This window comes from Palleronia sp., assembly GCF_042089775.1.
Taxonomy (GTDB): domain Bacteria; phylum Pseudomonadota; class Alphaproteobacteria; order Rhodobacterales; family Rhodobacteraceae; genus Palleronia.
This window is the reverse complement of sequence record NZ_JBELKF010000014.1, coordinates 23,786-42,817: the sequence shown is the minus strand read 5'-3', so window position 1 is coordinate 42,817 and position 19,032 is coordinate 23,786. Positions and strand designations below refer to the sequence as shown.

The following is a 19,032-nucleotide window of genomic DNA, read 5'->3' as shown; positions in this document are numbered from 1 at the left end:
ATGAAAAAGGACATTCACCCCGACTACCACGTGGTCGACATCAAGCTGGTCAGCGGCGACGTCGTCCAGATGCGCACCACCTGGGGCAAGGAAGGCGACCAGATGGCGCTCGACATCGACCCGTCGGTGCACCCCGCCTGGACCGGCGGCTCGACCCGCCTGATGGACACCGGCGGCCGCGTGTCGAAGTTCAAGAACAAGTACGCCGGCCTCGGCTTCTGATCGACGCCACGCTCTGGATATCGCCCGCGCCGCCATCGTGGCGCGGGCACGGCCGCGGGTCCGAAAACTCCGTGCGCCGGCTGACGGCGACACAACCTTCCCAAGAACCGAAGACACTCTCCCTCGACGTGGGACCCTGTGCGGCTCGATAGCGGCACAATTCTCTCACGCGAATCCTACAGAGGTCTCACGGTTCTCCCACGCGCTTCGCACCTCTTCCGCGGCCATCCGTGTGCGATGAATCGCGATTTGACCACACCTCTGCAGAGGCGCCCCCGAGCGCTTCCATTGGCGGTATTTCGCCCATATAGAGGGGCCGAAGGTAACGAATAGCGAGCGGCATGGCGCATATTATCGTCGTCGGCAACGAAAAGGGCGGGTCGGGGAAGTCCACGACCTCGATGCATGTGGCGACGGCGCTCGCCCGGATGGGGCACAAGGTGGGGGCGCTTGACCTCGACTTGCGCCAGCAGAGCTTCGGCCGTTACATCGAGAATCGCATGGCCTTCATGGAGTCCTCCGGCCTCGACCTTCCGACCCCAGAATGGCGCCTCCTGCCCGACCCCGACCCCGAAGCCGTCGCCCCCGGCGAGAACGTCCAGGATCACCGCCTGTCGAGCGCGGTGGCCGGGCTGGAAAGCACTGTCGACTTCATCCTGATCGACTGTCCCGGTTCGCACACGCGCCTCAGCCAGGTCGCCCACAGCCTTGCGGACACGCTCGTGACGCCTCTGAACGACAGCTTCGTGGACTTCGACCTTCTCGCGCGCGTGGACGGCCACACGAACAAGATCCTCGGGCCGTCGGTCTATTCCGAGATGGTCTGGAACGCGCGCCAGCTGCGCGCACGTGCGGGCCTGCCGCCGATCGACTGGATCGTGGTGCGCAACCGCCTTGGCTCGCAGCAGATGCGCAACAAGAAGCGGATGGGCGAAGCGGTCGATAATCTGGCCAAGCGCATCGGCTTCCGCGTTTGCCCCGGCTTTTCCGAGCGTGTCATCTTCCGTGAGCTCTTTCCGCGCGGACTGACTCTGCTCGACCTCAAGGATCTGGGTGTCGGCGGGCTGAACCTGTCGAACGTCGCAGCGAGGCAAGAGCTGCGCGATCTGCTGCGCACGCTGAATCTGCCCGGCGTGGACGTGGATTTCTAAGACCTAGCTCAGCCGCCACAGGTCGGGGTCCACCGCCCCTCCGATCGCCAGCCAGTCCGCCCGTAGCCGCGCTATCCGCGTGTCGTCCCAAGTACGGGCGACGATGTCGAATCCCTGCTCCGAGACCGCAGTGGCGAAGACATCCAGCCGAATGTTCGACGAGGTTTCCACGTCCCACAGGCTCGCCGAAAGGTGCACGTTGGGCACCGTCGCGAACGGAATGTCGAAAACCACCCGCTTCCGCTCTTCGCGCGGACCGTTTCCCGTCCACATGGGGCCGCCGGTATCGTAGTGGGAAAAGATCATCTCGGTTCCCTGTTCGACCGAGATATGCGTGAGCACCGTCATCGCACGGGATCAGGGGCCGGATGTCCGGCCCCCGTCATGTCACAGGTTGGGCTGCTTCGGCGACAGGCCGATGTGGCTCCCCATCGCCATCATGTCCGAAAGCAGCTTCGCTGCATCGTCGGTCGGGCCGGGCTGGTTGTGCGACGCTTCGATCGACTGACGCTGCTTCTCGGCCGCCTCGTCGATCATGCGGTCCAGAATCTCCTGGCTCATCTCGTCGCGGTGATAGCTTTCTTCCGCCAGCACCGACACGCCTTCCGGCGTGATCTGCGCGAAACCGCCGGTGACCACATATTCATCCGTGCCCTGCTCGCCCTCGACATGCAGCACACCAGGCCGCAGCGTCGTGATGAGCGGCACGTGGTTCGCCATTGCGGTGAGGTCGCCTTCAACGCCCGGGATCTTGACCGCGCTCGCCCGGTACGAGGCGACGCGGCGCTCGGGGCTGACGAGGTCGAACTGCATCATGTCGGCCATTCAGGTTCTCCTTCGGGACGGGTGCGCAGGTCGGCCCGCGCACCCTCTTGGATCAGGCGTTCTCGCTCATGCGCTCGGCCTTGGCCTTCACGTCTTCGATGCCGCCGACCATGTAGAACGCACCTTCGGGAAGGTGGTCGTACTCACCCGCGACAACAGCTTTGAAGGACGAGATCGTGTCCTCGATCGGAACCTGCACGCCGTCCGAACCGGTGAAGACCTTGGCCACGTCGAAGGGCTGCGACAGGAAACGCTGGATCTTCCGGGCCCGCGACACGGTCGCCTTGTCGTCTTCCGACAGTTCGTCCATGCCGAGGATCGCGATGATGTCCTGCAGCTCCTTGTAGCGCTGCAGGATGCCCTGCACGTCACGCGCAACCTGGTAGTGCTCTTCACCCAGGATGGACGGGTCCATCAGGCGCGAGGTCGAGTCGAGCGGGTCCACGGCCGGGTAGATGCCCTGCTCGGAGATCGAACGCGACAGAACCGTTGTGGCGTCGAGGTGGGCGAAGGTCGTGGCCGGCGCCGGGTCGGTGAGGTCGTCCGCGGGAACGTACACGGCTTGGATCGAGGTGATCGAGCCCGACTTGGTCGAGGTGATCCGCTCCTGCATCTGGCCCATGTCTGTGGCTAGCGTCGGCTGGTAGCCCACGGCCGAGGGGATGCGGCCCAGAAGCGCCGACACCTCGGAACCCGCCTGCGTAAAGCGGAAAATGTTGTCGACGAAGAACAGCACGTCCGAACCCGACTGATCGCGGAAGTGCTCGGCCAGCGTCAGGCCCGACAGGGCGACGCGCATCCGGGCTCCCGGAGGCTCGTTCATCTGGCCGTAGACCAGTGCCACCTGGGACTCCCGAAGGTTGTCCGGCTTGATGACGTTCGACTCGACCATCTCGTGGTAGAGGTCATTGCCCTCACGGGTCCGCTCACCCACGCCGGCGAACACGGAATAGCCCGAGTGCACCTTCGCGATGTTGTTGATGAGCTCCATGATGAGGACGGTCTTGCCCACGCCGGCACCGCCGAAGAGGCCGATCTTGCCGCCCTTGGAGTACGGGGCGAGCAGGTCAATCACCTTGATGCCGGTCACGAGGATCTCGGACGAGGTCGACTGCTGGGCGAATTCCGGCGCCTTCTGGTGAATCTCGCGGTACTCGGTGGTCTCGATCGGAGCGCCTTCGTCAACGGGCTGACCGATGACGTTCATGATCCGGCCGAGCGTCGCGTCGCCGACCGGCATCTTGATTGCGCCGCCGGTGTCATGGACTTCCTGACCGCGGACAAGGCCCTCGGTCGCGTCCATCGCGATGGTGCGAACGGTGTTCTCGCCGAGGTGCTGGGCGACCTCGAGCACGAGGCGGTTGCCGTGGTTGTCGGTTTCGAGCGCGTTGAGGATCTCGGGCAGGTGGTCGTCGAACTGAACGTCGACGACGGCGCCGATGACCTGGGTCACTCTGCCTTTAGCGTCAGCCATGGTGTTTCTCCGGTTCGTCTTAGAGCGCCTCGGCGCCCGAAATAATTTCGATCAGCTCGTTCGTGATGACGGCCTGGCGGGTCCGGTTGTATTCACGGTTCAGGTTCTCGACCATGTCATCCGCATTCCGCGTCGCGCTGTCCATCGCGGACATCCGCGCACCCTGCTCCGACGCGCCGTTCTCTAGAAGCGCCGCGAAGATCTGCGTCGCCACGCCGCGGGGCAGCAGGTCGGCCAGGATCGCTTCCTCGGACGGTTCGTAGTCGAACAGCGTGCTGCCTCCTGAGGCGTCGCCCTCGGGCTTGTCGAACGAGGCGGGGATGATCTGCTGCTCGGTCGGGACCTGCGTCATCACGTTCTCGAATGCGCCGTAGTAGATGTAGGCGACGTCGAATTCGCCCCTATCGAACCGGTCGAGCACGTTCTTCGCAATGCTCTGCGCGTCACCGTAGCCCACGCGCTTCACATCCGTCATGTCCACGTGGTCGATCAGCATGTCGCCGTAGTTGCGGCGAAGGACCGCGCGTCCCTTCTTGCCGACGGTGATGATCTTGACCGTCTTGCCCTCGGACACGAGCTGGCGGATCCGTGTCTGCGCCCGCTTCACGATGTTCGTGTTGAAGCCGCCGCAGAGCCCCTTCTCGGCCGTCATGACGACGAGAAGATGGGTCTCTTGCTGCCCAGTACCGCGCAGCAGAAGCGGCGCGGTCGGGCTGTCGCCGACGGATGCGGCGAGCTGGCCCATGACTTCATCGAACTGCTGCGCATAGGGGCGCGCATTTTCGGCGGCCTCCTGGGCACGGCGGAGCTTGGCCGCCGCGACCATCTGCATGGCCTTCGTGATCTTCCTCGTGTTCTTGACCGAGGAGATCCGGTTCTTGAGGTCCTTCAGGTTGGCCATTCAGCCCTCCTCTTTCGCCGTTCCGGCCGTGTCAGGAAAAGTCCGCGGCGTAGGCGTCGAGGACCTTCTTCAGCCGGTCGGCCGCGTCACCCTTGATCTTGGGATCTTCGTTCGTCAGCCAGTCCAGAACGTCACGATGCTGGTTGCGCAGGAAGGACAGAAGGCCTTCCTCGTAGCGACGGATGTCGCTGACCGCCACGTCATCGAGGTAGCCCTGCGTGCCGGCGAAGATCACGCAGACGATCTCGGCATTGGTCAGCGGCGCGTATTGCGGCTGCTTCATCAGCTCGGTCAGGCGCCGGCCGCGGTTCAGCTGCTTCTGCGTCGCTGCGTCCAGGTCGGAACCGAACTGCGCGAAGGCTGCCATCTCCCGGTACTGCGCGAGCTCCAGCTTCACGGGGCCGGCGACCGACTTCATCGCGTTGGTCTGGGCCGACGAGCCGACGCGCGACACCGACAGACCGGTGTTCACGGCCGGGCGGATGCCCTGGTAGAACAGGTCGGTTTCCAGGAAGATCTGGCCGTCGGTGATCGAGATCACGTTGGTCGGAATGAAGGCCGACACGTCGCCGCCCTGGGTCTCGATGAGCGGCAGAGCCGTCAGCGAGCCGTTGCCGTATTCGTCGCCCATTTTGGCCGACCGCTCGAGCAGGCGCGAATGGAGGTAGAACACGTCGCCCGGATAGGCTTCGCGGCCGGGCGGACGACGGAGCAGCAGCGACATCTGACGGTAAGCCACGGCCTGCTTCGACAGGTCATCGTAGATGATGAGCGCGTGGCGTCCGTTGTCACGGTAGTACTCGGCCATCGCCGTCGCGGTGTAGGGTGCGAGATACTGCATCGGCGCAGGTTCGGAGGCGGTGGCCGATACGACGGTCGTGTATTCGATCGCCCCGGTCTCTTCGAGCTTCTTCACCAGCTGCGCCACGGTCGAACGCTTCTGACCGATCGCGACATAGATGCAGTATAGCTTGTCGCCCTCGTTCGTGGCGGCGTCGTTGTAGCTCTTTTGGTTCAGGATCGCGTCCATCGCCACGGCGGTCTTGCCGGTCTGGCGGTCGCCGATGATCAGCTCGCGCTGGCCGCGGCCGATCGGGATCATCGCGTCGATGGCCTTGAGGCCGGTCGCCATAGGCTCGTGCACGGACTTCCGCGGCATGATGCCGGGCGCCTTCACGTCCGCCACGCGGCGCTCGGCGTAGGCGATCTCGCCCTTTCCGTCGATGGGCTGGCCAAGGCCGTCCACCACGCGGCCGAGCATCGCGTCACCCACACCCACGTCCACGATGGAATTGGTGCGCTTGACGGTGTCGCCTTCCTTGATGTCGCGGTCGGTGCCGAAGATCACGACGCCGACATTGTCGCTTTCCAGGTTCAGGGCCATGCCCTGGATACCGTTCGGGAACTCGACCATCTCGCCGGCCTGAACGCTGTCGAGGCCGTAGACGCGGGCGATCCCGTCGCCGACGGACAGCACGCGACCGACCTCCGCGACCTCGGCTTCTTGCCCGAAGTTCTTGATCTGATCCTTGAGGATCGAGGAAATCTCGGAAGCTTGGATGCCCATTTATCCGACCTCTTTCATGGTGTTCTGGAGGGTGTCGAGCTTCGAGCGGATCGACGTGTCGATCATCTTCGAGCCGACCTTGACGACGAGCCCGCCGATGAGGCGCTCGTCGACGGAAAGACTGATGTTCACGTCCCGGCCAACGGCCTGCTTCAGCGCCGCGGCAAGACGTGTGCGCTGGTCATCGGACAGCTCTTGCGCGGCCGTCACTTCGGCGGTGACCTCGCCCCGCTCGAGCGCGATCATCTGGCGCAGCTGCCGCGCCAGTTCACGCAGCACGAAGAGGCGCCGCTTCTGGGCCATCAGCTGCAGGGTATTCGACGTGATCCGGTGCAGACCCATCTTGTCGGCAAGCGCGACGATCGCCTTGCGCTGATCCTCGCGCGAGTAGATCGGCGAATGGATCAGGTCGCGAAACGCTTCGCTTTCGGCCAGGGCCGAGGCGAGCGTATCGGCGTCGTTCGCAACCTGGTCGATGGAACTTGATTCCTTCGCCAGCTCGAAAATGGCCGTGGCATAGCGCTTGGCAATGCCGGATGAGATCGAAGTCGGTTCGGACACGTCCACCCTTTCGATGTTTCTCGCACACCAAACCCGCGTCCGAAGGGCGCGAGGCTCGATGTGCCGGGTCTTTGGGCCGCTGGCCCGTCGTCGAAAATCGCGCTTGATCTAGCAGAGGGTGCGCGGGGCCGCAACCGCGCAAAGAGGGGCGCCGACGGTCCTCCGTCACCTGTTAGCGCACCATCCGTCATCTTTTTGCAACGCTCGCCCCGGCACCGGTCGCGACGCCCCTTCGAGGATGCGCAGGGGCGTCCGCGCAGCCGCGCCCGCGCCCCCTGCCCGGGCCGGCACGCGCTTGGTCGCCTCGACGATCAGGACGCCGCCGGCGAAGCGCCCGGTGATTGACCGGCCCCACCTTTCCATCAGCCCGGCCGAGCGCAGCCAGAATCGCTTTTCCGAAACCGGCTGATACAGCGCGGCCGCGTGGCCCTGCGGCTTGAAATCATAGCTGCGCAACAGCCCCTCGAGCTGCGACAGGCTGTACGGCCGGCCGTAGCCGAACGGAGTGCGGTCGTTTCGGGCCCACAGCCCGGCGCGGTTCGGCACGATGAACAGCGCCCGCCCGCCGGGCCCCAGGACCCGGTAACACTCCTGCAAGAGCCGCCCGGGCGTGTCCGACGTCTCGAGCCCGTGAAGCAGGATCAGCTTGTCGAGGAACCCGGTCTGCAGGGGCATCAGGGTCTCTTCGCAGAGGACCGAGATGTTGTCCTGCCCCGGCGGCCAGGGCATCACCCCCTGCCCCCCCGGCATCAGCGCGATGGTTCGCCGCGCTTCGACCATCAGCGGCCGCAGCAGCGGAATCGCAAAACCGTAGCCTGCCAGGGAATCGCCGTGCGCGTTCGGCCAGAAGGCGCGGACCTGCTCGCGGATCGCCTTCTGCGCCGCACGACCAAGCTTCGTGCGGTAGTAGAAGTTTCGCAGATCCTGCACATCCAGATGCATTGCCGCGCTGTCCCTCCGGCTTACCGTTCCCCGTCTAGATCATACTATTCGGGGGAGGCATTCCAATGAGCATCGAAATCGTCACCGTAGCGTGTCGTACGGACAACTACGCCTTCCTCATACACGAGAACGGACGCACGGCGCTCGTCGATGCCCCCGAGGCGCAGCCGATCCTCGACGCGCTGGCCGAACGGGGCTGGTCGCTCGACGAGGTCTGGTTCACCCACCACCATGCCGATCACGTCGACGGGCTGCCCCAGCTGAAAGAGGCGTATCCCGGCATCCAGGTTACTGGCGGGCGCGAGGACGCGCACCGCCTGCCCAAGCTCGACCGCACGGTCGGCGACGGCGATGCCTTCCAGTTCCAGGGGCTCGAGGTGCGCGTGATGGACGTCTCGGGCCACACGGTCGGCCACATCGCCTACCATATGCCGGGCGCCAACGCCGCCTTCACGGCCGACAGCCTGATGGCCCTCGGCTGCGGGCGTGTCTTCGAGGGAACGCCTGAGATGATGTGGAGAAGCTTGAGCAAGCTCGCCGCCCTGCCCGGGGACACCGTGATCTGCTCGGGCCACGAATACACCCTGGCCAACGGGCGCTTTGCCCTGACGATCGAACCCGACAACGAGGCGCTGAAGAAAAGGGTCGCCGAAGTCGAGGCGGCCCGTGACCGGGGGCAGTTCACTGTGCCCTCGACCTTGGCCGAGGAAAAGGCGACGAATCCGTTTCTGAGGGCCTCCTTGCAGGAGGTCAAAGAACTCATATCTATGCCCCAGGCGGACGACGCGGCCGCGTTCGCCGAAATCCGAGCCAGGAAGGATGCGTTCTGAACCCGGTCCGCGGGCGGCACATCCTTTCGCCATGCCGCGTCGTTGTTTCGCAACTCACGAATAATGTGACGACGCGCGATCAGAAATTGCTTGAAGCCGCGCCCGCAACAACCAAGCTTTAAGCTTACGGGGCCACGGTAGGGAGAAGACCCGCCGCGTCGCCCCGCCCGAACGATAAGGAGCACCCCAGTGCCGTCATTCTCCACCACGCTCGAGCAAGCCATCCACCAGGCTCTCGCCCTCGCGAACACGCGTCGGCACGAGCTCGCGACGCTGGAGCACCTCCTGCTCGCCCTCACGGACGAGCCGGACGCGGCCAAGGTCATGCGCGCCTGTTCCGTCGATCTCGAGGACCTCAAGCAGACGCTGGTGGACTTCATCGACGACGACCTTTCGACCCTCGTGACCGAGGTCGAGGGCAACGAGGCCGTCCCGACCGCCGCCTTCCAGCGCGTGATCCAGCGCGCGGCAATTCACGTCCAGTCCTCCGGCCGGTCCGAGGTCACTGGCGCCAACGTGCTCGTCGCCATCTTCGCCGAACGCGAGTCGAACGCCGCCTTCTTTCTGCAGGAGCAGGAGATGACCCGCTACGACGCGGTCAACTTCATCGCTCATGGCGTCGCCAAGGACCCGTCGCAGTCCGAAACGCGCTCCGTCTCGGGTGCGCCCGAAGAGGACGCCGAGGAGGACACCCATGTCGAGGACGTGGACAACAAGGACTCCGCGCTTGCCAAGTACTGCGTCGACCTCAACGCCAAGAGCCAGAAGGGCGACATCGATCCCCTGATCGGCCGCGAGCACGAAGTCGAGCGCTGCGTGCAGGTCCTCTGCCGTAGGCGCAAGAACAATCCGCTACTGGTGGGCGATCCCGGGGTCGGCAAGACCGCGATCGCCGAGGGCCTGGCGAAGAAGATCGTCGAGGGGCAGACCCCCGAGGTCCTCTCGAAGACGACGATATACTCGCTCGACATGGGCGCGCTGCTCGCCGGCACCCGCTACCGCGGGGACTTCGAAGAGCGCCTGAAGGCCGTCATGACAGAAATGGAAGAGCACGACGACGCCGTTCTCTTCATCGACGAGATCCACACCGTGATCGGCGCCGGCGCGACGTCCGGCGGCGCGATGGACGCGTCCAACCTGCTGAAGCCCGCGCTTCAGGGCGGCAAGCTGCGCTGCATGGGTTCCACCACCTACAAGGAGTTCCGCCAGCACTTCGAGAAGGACCGCGCCCTGTCTCGCCGGTTCCAGAAGATCGACGTGAACGAGCCGACCGTGGATGACAGCGTGAAGATCCTCGAGGGCCTGAAGCCCTACTTCGAGGACCACCACGACATCCGCTACACCCACGACGCGATCAAGAGCGCCGTGGAACTGTCTGCCCGCTACATCAACGACCGCAAGTTGCCGGACAAGGCAATAGACGTCATCGACGAGGCCGGCGCGGCACAGCACCTCGTGGCGCAGTCCAAGCGTCGCAAGACCATCGGCACGAAGGAGATCGAGGCCGTCGTCGCCAAGATCGCCCGCATTCCGCCCAAGAACGTCTCGAAGGACGATGCGGCGGTGCTGAAGGATCTCGAGGCCACACTCAAGCGCGTCGTGTTCGGTCAGGACAAGGCGATCGAGGCGCTGTCCGCCGCGATCAAGCTGGCCCGCGCCGGCCTGCGCGAGCCCGAGAAGCCCATCGGCAACTACCTCTTCGCCGGCCCCACAGGCGTCGGCAAGACCGAGGTGGCCAAGCAGCTGTCGGACACGCTAGGCGTCGAACTGCTGCGCTTCGACATGTCGGAATACATGGAGAAGCACGCGGTCTCGCGTCTGATCGGTGCGCCTCCGGGCTATGTCGGCTTCGAACAGGGCGGCATGCTGACCGACGGCGTGGACCAGCACCCGCACTGCGTGCTGCTGCTCGACGAGATCGAGAAGGCACACCCGGACGTGTTCAATATCCTCCTGCAGGTGATGGACCACGGCAAACTGACCGACCACAACGGCCGTTCGGTGGACTTCCGGAACGTGATCCTGATCATGACCTCGAATGCCGGCGCCTCGGACATGGCCAAGGAGGCCATCGGGTTCGGCCGCGACAAGCGCGAAGGCGAGGATACCGCCGCGATCGAGCGGACCTTCACGCCCGAGTTCCGCAACCGTCTGGACGCGGTGATCTCGTTCGGCGCGCTGCCGAAGGAGGTGATCATGCGGGTGGTCGAGAAGTTCGTGCTCCAGCTCGAAGCGCAGCTGATGGACCGTAACGTCTCGATCGAGCTGACGCAGGAAGCGGCCGAATGGCTGGCCGACAAGGGCTACGATGACAAGATGGGTGCACGCCCGCTGGGCCGCGTGATCCAGGAATACATCAAAAAGCCCTTGGCCGAAGAGCTGCTGTTCGGCGAGCTGGCGAAGGGCGGCGTGGTGCAGGTCGGCGTCAAGGACGGCGAGATCGACCTGAGGATCAACCCGCCCGAGACGAAGCGACTGTCGTCCAAACGACCTCCGCTTCTGACGGCCGAGTGAAACAGAATAACGCCCCGGTCTTAGGACCGGGGCGTTATTCGTTGGACGAGAAATCTGTTCAAGTCGGCTTCAGCGCTCGGTTAGCTTGAGCTCGATCCGGCGGTTGGCCGCGCGCGCAGCCGGGGTCTTCCGGGGATCCACGGGGCGATACTCGCCGAACCCCGTGGGCGCGAGCCGCCATTCCGGGAAGCCGAGCTCGTCCGCCATGAAGCGCACGACCGACAAGGCGCGAGCCTGGCTGAGTTCCCAGTTGTCGTCGAAATTCGCGTCGTCGGACAACGGCACGTCATCGGTGTGCCCGTCGACCCGGATGACCCAGTCGATGTTGTCAGGGATCTCGTCGGCAACCTCATTGAGCAGGTTCGCCACTCGCCGGACCTGCTCGCGGCCCGCACTCGACAGATCCGCCGAACCGGACGGGAACAGCACCTCGGAGGAGAAGACGAAGCGGTCGCCGACGATCTGCACCCCCTCCCGATCGCCAAGAACCTCGCGCAGCCGTCCGAAGAACTCGGACTGGTAGTTCTCCAGCCGCTCGCGTTCGGCAGCCTCAAGCTCGGCGCGCCGCCGTTGCTCCATCGCCTCGCGGGCAAGGGCGGCATTCAGTTCGGCGCCAAGGGACTCGATCTGCGCCGCGCTTTCGGCATCGGCTTCCTCGGCGGCATTCAGAAGGGCCTGTAAGGTGCCGAGTTGATCACGCAGCTCGGCCACCTGGGCGTTGAGCGCCGCAACCTCACGCTGCCGCTCGTCGCTGACCTGCTGTTCTTCGGCCAGACGCTCCCGCGCCGTGGCCAGAAGCGCATCCTGCCGTTCCGCCTCGCTCAACTGCTCCTGGGCGCGGTTCTCGGCCTCGAGTTTCAGCGCCAGGGCGTCTTCGAGCTGCGCCCGCAGATCCACCTGCGTCTCTCGCGCCGCGTCCAAGGCCTGCGCCTCGCTTTGTGCGGCCGCAAGCGCCGCAGCGAGGCGGTCTCGCTCGTCGGCTTCGCGGCCAACTTCGGCGCGCAGCCGGGCCGCTTCCGCTTCGGCGGCCTCCAACTCGGCTCGGGCGCTCTCCAGGTCGCCCTGGAACGCCTGTCGCGCCGCCCTTGCCGCGTCGAGCGCATCCGAGATGGAGGCAAGCTCCCGCGCTTGCGCGTCCTGCTGCGCCAGCGCCTCCTGCAACAGCGCCGCCGACCGCTCGGCCCGTTGGCGCGCCTCGGTCGCGGCCGTTCGAGCCTCTGAAAGTTCTTCCTCGGCCCCGGCCAGTTCGGCGGCCCGCTCTTCGGTCGCCTCTGCCAGCTCGGCGTTGCGGGCCTGCACGTCGGATAGCGAAGCCTCCAGGCTATCGCGCTCTTCGGCTGCCTCGTCGCGCGCAAGAAGCGCGGCAATCAGCTGGTCGTTCAAGTCTACTTGCGCCGCCTCGGCAGCGGCCAGCAGGGTCAGCGTCTCTTCGGCCTCGCGGCGCTGCTCTTCGAGCGCAAGGGACATGGCGGTCAGTTCGGCATCACTCTCCCGGAGCCGCTCGCGCAGGGCTTCTGCGGCGGCGGCCTCGGCAAGGCGCGCGGCCTCCTCATCGGACAGCTCGGATTCGAGCGATGCCACCTGCGCGTCCGACCCGGCGACGGTATCCTCAAGCGCGGCAATCCGCTGGTCGTCCTGCTCTGCCTCGGTTTCGAGCTGCGCGATCAGCGCCTGAAGCGCCTCGCGGCGAGCGGCGGCAAGGCGGACCTCTTCAGCGGCTGCATCAACTTCGTCCCGCGCCTGCGCAAGCGCGAGGTTCAGCGCCTCCTGCTCGGACATCAGCTCGGCCTCGCGGGCCTCAAGGCTCTCGCGCTCGTCCTGCAGCTCGGCAATCTGTGCGCGGTCTTCCTCCCGCGTGGTCAGAAGCGACGCGACCTGCTCTTCGAAGCTGGCGATCTGCGCGGACTGTTCGCTGAGGCGGCCGCGCAGCGTGGTAATGACGCCGCCCTGACGCTCGGCCTCGGCGCTCAGGGCGTCGCGTTCCGCGCTCAGGCGTTCGGCGCGGTCGGTTGCGGCGCCAAGCGCGCGGGCGAGGTTCGTCAGCTCGATGTTCAACTCGTCGAGCTGGCTCTCCTGCCCCGAGATCTCTTCGCGCAGAACGTATTGCACGACGATAAAGATCGTCAGCACGAAGGTCATGACCATCAGGAGCGACGTCACCGCATCGACGAAGCCGGGCCAAATATTCGCCGTGACCCGCTGTGTGGAGCGGCGCGACAGTCCCATACCTTACCCCGCTACGCGCCCCAGCGCCCGTGTGATCTGACGGAGCTCCTGGCGCAGCTCGGCCGTCGTTTCGTGCCGTCCGGCGGCCATCTCCTCGAGCAGCCGCAGCATCTGCACGTCGATCGACCGCAGGCGCATCTTGCTTTCCGCGTCGAGCGTCCCCGCCGAGGCATCCGTGAGCGCGTCGCCCAGCTTGTCCTGCCCCTCGGCCACCCGCGCGAGGGCGGCCGACAGATCGCCCTCGCCCTCCAGCCGGTCGTGCAGGAGCGCCAGCCCCTCGGCAAGCTGGCCCAGCCGGCGATCGGTATTGGCGCGCGCCGCCTCGCCCTGTGCGAACAGGTCCTGCAACCGATCGATCTGGCCCACCATGTGCTCGAGGATCTCGCTCGTGCCGACCTCTCCCGCGCCGTCAGCGTCCGAGCCCGCGAAGCCCAGCTTGGTGATCGTCGAGAGCCATTCCTCGAGTTCGCGGTAGAACCGATTCTGGCCGTGGCTCGCGAAGAGTTCGAGAAGTCCGACGACGAGCGATCCCGCGAGGCCCAGAAGAGACGAGCCGAACGCCACGCCCATGCCGCCCAGCTGCGCTTCGAGACCGTCCATCAGGCGGCCGAACAGCGCCATGCCATCCTCGCCCTCGGTCGGGGCGAGCGCGCGGATCGTATCCACGATCGCCGGAATGGTCGTGGCAAGGCCGTAAAAGGTTCCCAGAAGGCCGAGGAAGATCAGCAGGTTAACGAGGTAGCGCGTAATATCGCGCGCCTCGTCGATCCGGGTCGCCACGGAATCGAGGATTGAGCGTGACGAGGTCGCGGAAATCTGCATCTCGCGCCCGCGGGACCGCAAGAGCGATGCAAGCGGCGCCAGGAGGCGTGGCGCGGCCGAGAAGGTCAGATCCGGATCGTCGCGCACGAACCCTTCGAGCCAGCTGACCGACTGCATGAGCTGGAACACCTGCCAAAAGCACGCCAGCACGCCCACGAGAAAGACGAAGGCGATGAACCCGTTCAGATACGGGTTGTTCAGGAACACCGGCAGGACGTTTGGCAGGGCGACGAAGATGCCGATGCCCACGAGGACGAGAACCACAACCATCGAGACGATCTGCCGGATCGGCTGGGTGAAGATCGGGCGCTGGCCGCGCTCGGTGCCGCGCTGCATCGGCTTGTCCTGCTCTACTTTGTTCGCGCGACCTTAAATCAAGGGCTTCCGGGGGCCAAGGGCGTCATTCCTGCTGTTGGCGCAACTTCCGGACACGTGTGCTCAACCAGTCGAGATCGGGGTCAGCGATGCCCAGATGGGTCAGGTGTGCCGTCGTGTTGTGCAGGTACTCGTCATTCGGCCCCCGGCCGCCCGTGGCGGCGGCGATGATCCGCGCCTGCGCCTCAAGGTCCAGTTCCTGCATGTACTGCTCGTGCGCCTGGTCGATCACGTAGGCGACCGCCTCGATCCGCCGGCCATCGGCCAGGTCCAGCGGGAGCCGCCGTTCGAGGTAGGCCGACGACACCAACTCGCGCTCGCGCAGCATGGCGAGCGTGGGGTCTTCGTGCCCGGGCTCGACCCGCAGAGCGAGGCCGGTGCAGGTCGCACCGTCCCGTTCGTCCAGCGCCAGCACGAGGCCCGGCATCTCGGGCGTGCCCCGATGGTGGATGGACGACATGCAGAATGACCGCGCATACGCATCCAGCCGCGCGACGATCCGCTCGGCCACGGGAAACTCGGGATTCCACACGAGCGAGCCGTAGCCGAAGACCCACATCGCGCCGTCATGTTCTTGTTGCGCCATGCCGGGGCGTATATCGCTTGCGCACCTGACGTGAAAGGCCAGCGATGCGACTGCTCATTCTTGCGATCCTGCTCGCCGCGGGCGGTTGGTCGGCCTACTGGTTCGTCGGCGCGCGCGCACTGGAAGGTGCGCTGCGGGACGCGATCGAACGGGCGCGCGGAAACGGCGTCGAGGTAGAGGTGGCATCGCTCGACGTGACGGGTTTTCCCAACCGCTTCGACACGATCATCGAAGAGCCGCGTGTCCGCCTGGATTCGGGCATCGGGTGGAGCGCACCGTTCCTGCAGGTCTTTGCGCTGAGCTATCGCCCGAACCAGCTGATCGCCGCCTTCCCGCACGAGCAAAGCCTGTCGGGCCCGCTCGGCAGCGCCGAAATCACGACCGACGACGCGCGCGCGTCGATGACGCTGACACCGTCGGCGAACCTAGCCCTGGACCACGCGAACCTCGTCATCGAGGACCTGAGAATCGCGTCCGAAGGGCTGTCCCTGACGGCGGCGCGCGTGCTGGCGGCAAGCCGCATCCCGGAGGGCGCTGAGGACGGACGAGTGCAGAACATCGGCGTGACGCTTGACGACGTCACTCTGCCTCCGACACTGGCTGGACAGCTGGGCCTCGAAGGAATGGCGACGCTGGACGGCGCGACGCTCGACGCGACGGTGACGCTGGCCGAGCCGATCGACCGCGACACGATCGAGGGGGAGCCGGTCGACATCCGCCAGATCGACATCTCGCGCCTCGACATCGACTGGGGCGATTTCGGCCTCAACGCCGCCGGCAGCGTGGTCGTCGGGGCCGACGGCGCATTGACCGGCGAGGTCGAGGCAACCTTGACGAATTGGCAGCACGCTGTGGACATTGCCGTCGCGGCCGGCCTGATCCCGCGGAACCGGACTGAGCAGGTCCGGCAGGCGCTTCAGTTCGTGGCCGGCGACGCGGATCGTCTGGAACTCCCGCTGAACTTCCGCGACGGCCGGGTCTACCTCGGGCCGATCCCGCTGGGCGAGGCGCCGCGGCTCTAGACAAACTGCTCCTGGATGAGCCGCTCCTGCAGGCCGTGTCCGGGATCGAACAGGATCGAGTGGGTCACCCGCGGCTCGCTCATCACCTCGACCGACACGACGTCCCGCACCGAATGGCCGTCCGCGTCCGCCATCACCGGCCGCTTCTCGGCCTCGCGGACATCAAAGCGGACCCTCACGGTCTTGGGCAGCAGCGCGCCGCGCCAGCGGCGGGGCCGGAAGGCGGCTACGGCCGTAAGGGCCAGCACGTCGGCGCCGATGGGCAGGATCGGTCCATGGGCCGAATAATTGTAGGCAGTAGATCCCGCCGGCGTGGCAACCAGCGCGCCGTCGCAGACCAGTTCTTCGAGCCGCAGTCGACCGTCCACCTGGATCGACAGCTTTGCCGCCTGCGGACCTTGCCGCAAAAGCGATACCTCGTTGATCGCGAGATGCGTCTCGATTGTCCCGTCGGCACGGGTGGCCTGCATCGACAAGGGGTTGATGTCCTCCTGCTCGGCGGCGTCGAGCCTCTCCAGCAGGTCATCCTCACGATACGCGTTCATCAGGAAGCCGATGGTGCCGCAGTTCATGCCATAAACGGGCGCGCGCAGCTTCTGCGTCTTGTGCAGTGTATGCAGCATGTGTCCATCACCGCCCAAGGCGACGACCACGTCGGCCTCGTCGGGCGCCGCGTGCCCGTACCTGCGGCTGAGCATGGACAGGGCCTTCTGCGCGACCTCGCTGCGGCTGGCTATGAAGGCGATCTTTCGGCTCATCCAATTCCCCCTCGGTGCGCGAACCGTTGCCCGCGAGGTCGCGAAACGCAAGCGGTGCGTCGCGCGATCCCCTTTCCCAGAGGGAATGATCAGTTTAATGGAGCGGCGAACCGTCAGAGGAAAGGACCGGCCCGATGAACGCGCCCCACCGCGACGAAGGCTTCTTCACCAAGAGCCTCAGCGAAATCGACTCCGAACTGAGCGAAGCCATGGGCCAGGAACTCGGCCGGCAGCGCGACGAGATCGAACTGATCGCGTCCGAGAACATCGTCAGCCGCGCCGTGATGGAGGCGCAGGGTTCCGTCCTGACGAACAAGTATGCCGAAGGCTACCCGGGCAAGCGCTATTACGGCGGCTGCCAGTACGTCGACGTGGTCGAGACCCTCGCGATCGAGCGCGCCAAGCAGCTGTTCGGCTGCAAGTATGCGAACGTGCAGCCGAATTCGGGCAGCCAGGCGAACCAGGGCGTCTTCACCGCGCTGATCCAGCCCGGCGACACGATCCTGGGGATGAGCCTCGACGCCGGCGGGCACCTCACCCACGGCGCCAAGCCGAACCAGTCGGGCAAGTGGTTCAACGCGATCCAGTACGGCGTAAAGCGGCAGGACATGCTGCCAGACTACGACCAGGTCGCCGCCCTCGCGAAAGAGCATGAGCCGAAGCTCATCATCGCCGGCGGCTCGGCCATCCCGCGGGTCATCGACTTCGCGAAGATGCGCGAGATCGCAGATTCAGTCGGCGCTTACCTTCTGGTGGACATGGCCCATTTCGCGGGCCTCGTGGCCGCGGGCGAATACCCCTCACCCTTCCCGCACGCCCATGTCGTGACCACGACGACCCATAAGACGCTGCGCGGCCCGCGTGGCGGCATGATCCTGACGAATGACGAGACCATCGCCAAGAAGGTCAACTCGGCGATCTTCCCCGGCATCCAGGGCGGTCCGCTGATGCATGTGATCGCCGGCAAGGCCGTCGCCTTCAAGGAGGCGCTCGAACCCGGCTTCAAGACCTATCAGCGGCAGGTGATCGAGAACGCGCAGGCACTGGCGGATCAACTGATGAAGGGCGGCCTCGACATCGTGACGAACGGAACCGACAGCCATCTTCTGCTGGTCGACCTGCGCCCCAAGGGCGTGAAGGGCAACGCGACTGAGACCGCGCTTGGCCGGGCGCACATCACCTGCAACAAGAATGGCATTCCGTTCGACGACGAGAAGCCCACGATCACCAGCGGCGTCCGCCTCGGCACCCCCGCCGGCACCACCCGCGGCTTCGGCGAGCCGGAGTTCCGCCAGATCGGCGACTGGATCGTGCGGGTCGTGGACGGCCTCGCGGCCAACGGTGCTGACGGCAATTCCGAGGTCGAGACAGCCGTGCGCGGCGAAGTCGCCGAGCTTTGCGCGCGCTTCCCGATCTACCCGCAGCTGTGACCGGCGCGGCGCAGCTTTCGGCGAGGCAGGCATGAAGCTCGAGACGACGATTTCGGGACCCGAGGACGCGCCTGCCCTTCTGATCGTGCCCGGCCTCTTCGGCTCGGCGCGCAACTGGGGCGTAATCCAGAAGCGGCTGTCGGACCGCTTCCGGGTCACGGCCGTGGACATGCGAAACCACGGCGCGTCCGGATGGTCCGACGACCACTCCTATAAGGCGCTCGCCGGGGATCTGGCGGATACGCTCGAGGGGCCAAGCCACGTACTGGGCCACTCGATGGGCGGGAAGGCGTCGATGGTCCTCGCGCTCACCCGGCCCGAGCTTGTCGACCGCCTGATCGTCGCCGACATCGCCCCCGTGGCCTACGACCACACGCAGGCCCACCTGGTCGAGGCAATGAAGTCCTTCGACCTGGACAAGATCTCGACCCGTAGCGAAGCCGACGCCCTGCTTGCGGAGAAGATCGACACGAAGGGCGTGCGCGCGTTCCTGCTGCAAAGCCTCGACGTGCAGAACAAGTGCTGGAACCTCAACCTCGACGTGCTGGCCCGAGAGATGCCGAAGATCGTGGGCTGGCCGGACATCTCGGGCAGTTTTCCCAAGCCGGCCCTGTTCCTCAGCGGTGCCGACAGCGACTACGTCACCCCCGGAAGCCGCCCGCAGATCCGGGCCCTGTTTTCCAAGGCGCGTTTCGCCTCGATCCCCGATGCCGGGCACTGGCTGCACGCCGAGAAGCCGCGCGAGGTCGAGGCGACGATCCGCGCATTTCTCGTCCGCGCCTAGCCGAGGGAACGCGACGCGCTCTCGCGACTTGACTCCCTGAAC

General features: G+C 65.8%; 18 protein-coding genes. 7 read left to right on the top strand and 11 right to left on the bottom strand.

Annotated features, from left to right (window positions below; translation table 11 throughout):
- Both rpmE and ACFDS3_RS05875 read left to right on the top strand, forming a co-directional pair.
- Window positions 1-222, top strand: coding sequence for a 50S ribosomal protein L31 (gene rpmE, locus ACFDS3_RS05880; protein WP_375261416.1), 222 nt, complete (start codon window positions 1-3; stop codon window positions 220-222).
- A 341-nt stretch (window positions 223-563) separates the two neighbouring features.
- The gene (locus ACFDS3_RS05875) at window positions 564-1,373 is read left to right on the top strand and encodes a division plane positioning ATPase MipZ (protein ID WP_375261415.1); all 810 of its coding nucleotides are present in this window, start codon (window positions 564-566) and stop codon (window positions 1,371-1,373) included.
- A gap of 3 nt (window positions 1,374-1,376) precedes the next feature.
- Here the strand turns inward: ACFDS3_RS05875 and ACFDS3_RS05870 are convergent, their stop codons facing one another.
- From ACFDS3_RS05870 to ACFDS3_RS05840, 7 genes are all read right to left on the bottom strand, one after another.
- A complete protein-coding gene (locus ACFDS3_RS05870) occupies window positions 1,377-1,721 on the bottom strand; it encodes an H-type lectin domain-containing protein (RefSeq protein ID WP_375261414.1) in 345 nt (114 codons plus the stop codon).
- 39 nt (window positions 1,722-1,760) lie between these two features.
- Entirely contained in the window at window positions 1,761-2,198 is a 438-nt protein-coding gene (locus ACFDS3_RS05865) for a F0F1 ATP synthase subunit epsilon (protein WP_375261413.1), read from the bottom strand.
- A gap of 52 nt (window positions 2,199-2,250) precedes the next feature.
- Window positions 2,251-3,672: a F0F1 ATP synthase subunit beta gene (atpD, locus tag ACFDS3_RS05860; RefSeq protein ID WP_375261412.1), complete on the bottom strand. Its 1,422-nt coding sequence runs from the start codon at window positions 3,670-3,672 to the stop codon at window positions 2,251-2,253.
- Between the two features lie 19 nt (window positions 3,673-3,691).
- Window positions 3,692-4,573, bottom strand: coding sequence for a F0F1 ATP synthase subunit gamma (locus tag ACFDS3_RS05855; protein WP_375261411.1), 882 nt, complete (start codon window positions 4,571-4,573; stop codon window positions 3,692-3,694).
- A gap of 31 nt (window positions 4,574-4,604) precedes the next feature.
- On the bottom strand, window positions 4,605-6,140 hold the full coding sequence (atpA, locus tag ACFDS3_RS05850; RefSeq protein WP_375261410.1) for a F0F1 ATP synthase subunit alpha: 1,536 nt from the start codon (window positions 6,138-6,140) through the stop codon (window positions 4,605-4,607).
- A complete protein-coding gene (locus ACFDS3_RS05845; RefSeq protein ID WP_375261409.1) occupies window positions 6,141-6,707 on the bottom strand; it encodes a F0F1 ATP synthase subunit delta in 567 nt (188 codons plus the stop codon). It abuts the gene before it with no gap.
- Between the two features lie 159 nt (window positions 6,708-6,866).
- Window positions 6,867-7,643: a methyltransferase domain-containing protein gene (locus ACFDS3_RS05840; protein WP_375261408.1), complete on the bottom strand. Its 777-nt coding sequence runs from the start codon at window positions 7,641-7,643 to the stop codon at window positions 6,867-6,869.
- A gap of 65 nt (window positions 7,644-7,708) precedes the next feature.
- Between ACFDS3_RS05840 and gloB the strand changes: the two genes are divergently transcribed.
- Both gloB and clpA read left to right on the top strand, forming a co-directional pair.
- Window positions 7,709-8,473: a hydroxyacylglutathione hydrolase gene (gene gloB / locus ACFDS3_RS05835; RefSeq protein ID WP_375261407.1), complete on the top strand. Its 765-nt coding sequence runs from the start codon at window positions 7,709-7,711 to the stop codon at window positions 8,471-8,473.
- Between the two features lie 189 nt (window positions 8,474-8,662).
- Window positions 8,663-10,987: an ATP-dependent Clp protease ATP-binding subunit ClpA gene (clpA, locus tag ACFDS3_RS05830; RefSeq protein WP_375261406.1), complete on the top strand. Its 2,325-nt coding sequence runs from the start codon at window positions 8,663-8,665 to the stop codon at window positions 10,985-10,987.
- Window positions 10,988-11,056: 69 nt separating this feature from the next.
- Here the strand turns inward: clpA and ACFDS3_RS05825 are convergent, their stop codons facing one another.
- The 3 genes from ACFDS3_RS05825 to ACFDS3_RS05815 form a co-directional block, all read right to left on the bottom strand.
- Window positions 11,057-13,213, bottom strand: a complete 2,157-nt coding sequence (locus ACFDS3_RS05825) for a peptidoglycan -binding protein (protein ID WP_375261405.1) — start codon at window positions 13,211-13,213, stop codon at window positions 11,057-11,059.
- A gap of 3 nt (window positions 13,214-13,216) precedes the next feature.
- Window positions 13,217-14,371, bottom strand: coding sequence for a biopolymer transporter ExbB (locus tag ACFDS3_RS05820; RefSeq protein WP_375261404.1), 1,155 nt, complete (start codon window positions 14,369-14,371; stop codon window positions 13,217-13,219).
- Between the two features lie 64 nt (window positions 14,372-14,435).
- Window positions 14,436-14,996 (bottom strand): gamma-glutamylcyclotransferase, encoded by a 561-nt coding sequence (locus ACFDS3_RS05815; protein WP_375261403.1) that lies wholly within the window; start codon window positions 14,994-14,996, stop codon window positions 14,436-14,438.
- 44 nt (window positions 14,997-15,040) lie between these two features.
- Here ACFDS3_RS05815 and ACFDS3_RS05810 point away from each other — a divergent pair, with 44 nt between their 5' ends.
- On the top strand, window positions 15,041-16,018 hold the full coding sequence (locus ACFDS3_RS05810) for a DUF2125 domain-containing protein (RefSeq protein WP_375261402.1): 978 nt from the start codon (window positions 15,041-15,043) through the stop codon (window positions 16,016-16,018).
- Here ACFDS3_RS05810 and ACFDS3_RS05805 read toward each other — a convergent pair.
- Entirely contained in the window at window positions 16,015-16,776 is a 762-nt protein-coding gene (locus ACFDS3_RS05805) for an NAD kinase (RefSeq protein ID WP_375261401.1), read from the bottom strand. The genes ACFDS3_RS05810 and ACFDS3_RS05805 overlap by 4 nt on opposite strands.
- A gap of 134 nt (window positions 16,777-16,910) precedes the next feature.
- On the opposite strand from ACFDS3_RS05805, the gene glyA reads away from it, so the two are divergent.
- Both glyA and ACFDS3_RS05795 read left to right on the top strand, forming a co-directional pair.
- A complete protein-coding gene (glyA, locus tag ACFDS3_RS05800; RefSeq protein ID WP_375261400.1) occupies window positions 16,911-18,206 on the top strand; it encodes a serine hydroxymethyltransferase in 1,296 nt (431 codons plus the stop codon).
- Between the two features lie 31 nt (window positions 18,207-18,237).
- Complete coding sequence (locus ACFDS3_RS05795) at window positions 18,238-18,990, top strand: alpha/beta fold hydrolase (RefSeq protein WP_375261399.1); 753 nt, start codon at window positions 18,238-18,240, stop codon at window positions 18,988-18,990.
- The last annotated feature ends 42 nt before the right edge of the window (window positions 18,991-19,032 follow it).

What these genes read in the sequence shown, in the direction of transcription:
- rpmE (WP_375261416.1), top strand. Translation starts at nt 1, where the DNA reads ATGAAAAAGGACATTCACCCCGACTACCACGTGGTCGACATCAAGCTG.
- ACFDS3_RS05875 (WP_375261415.1), top strand. Translation starts at nt 564, where the DNA reads ATGGCGCATATTATCGTCGTCGGCAACGAAAAGGGCGGGTCGGGGAAG.
- ACFDS3_RS05870 (WP_375261414.1), bottom strand. Translation starts at nt 1,721, where the DNA reads ATGACGGTGCTCACGCATATCTCGGTCGAACAGGGAACCGAGATGATC.
- ACFDS3_RS05865 (WP_375261413.1), bottom strand. Translation starts at nt 2,198, where the DNA reads ATGGCCGACATGATGCAGTTCGACCTCGTCAGCCCCGAGCGCCGCGTC.
- atpD (WP_375261412.1), bottom strand. Translation starts at nt 3,672, where the DNA reads ATGGCTGACGCTAAAGGCAGAGTGACCCAGGTCATCGGCGCCGTCGTC.
- ACFDS3_RS05855 (WP_375261411.1), bottom strand. Translation starts at nt 4,573, where the DNA reads ATGGCCAACCTGAAGGACCTCAAGAACCGGATCTCCTCGGTCAAGAAC.
- atpA (WP_375261410.1), bottom strand. Translation starts at nt 6,140, where the DNA reads ATGGGCATCCAAGCTTCCGAGATTTCCTCGATCCTCAAGGATCAGATC.
- ACFDS3_RS05840 (WP_375261408.1), bottom strand. Translation starts at nt 7,643, where the DNA reads ATGCATCTGGATGTGCAGGATCTGCGAAACTTCTACTACCGCACGAAG.
- gloB (WP_375261407.1), top strand. Translation starts at nt 7,709, where the DNA reads ATGAGCATCGAAATCGTCACCGTAGCGTGTCGTACGGACAACTACGCC.
- ACFDS3_RS05825 (WP_375261405.1), bottom strand. Translation starts at nt 13,213, where the DNA reads ATGGGACTGTCGCGCCGCTCCACACAGCGGGTCACGGCGAATATTTGG.
- ACFDS3_RS05820 (WP_375261404.1), bottom strand. Translation starts at nt 14,371, where the DNA reads ATGCAGCGCGGCACCGAGCGCGGCCAGCGCCCGATCTTCACCCAGCCG.
- ACFDS3_RS05815 (WP_375261403.1), bottom strand. Translation starts at nt 14,996, where the DNA reads ATGGCGCAACAAGAACATGACGGCGCGATGTGGGTCTTCGGCTACGGC.
- ACFDS3_RS05810 (WP_375261402.1), top strand. Translation starts at nt 15,041, where the DNA reads ATGCGACTGCTCATTCTTGCGATCCTGCTCGCCGCGGGCGGTTGGTCG.
- ACFDS3_RS05805 (WP_375261401.1), bottom strand. Translation starts at nt 16,776, where the DNA reads ATGAGCCGAAAGATCGCCTTCATAGCCAGCCGCAGCGAGGTCGCGCAG.
- glyA (WP_375261400.1), top strand. Translation starts at nt 16,911, where the DNA reads ATGAACGCGCCCCACCGCGACGAAGGCTTCTTCACCAAGAGCCTCAGC.
- ACFDS3_RS05795 (WP_375261399.1), top strand. Translation starts at nt 18,238, where the DNA reads ATGAAGCTCGAGACGACGATTTCGGGACCCGAGGACGCGCCTGCCCTT.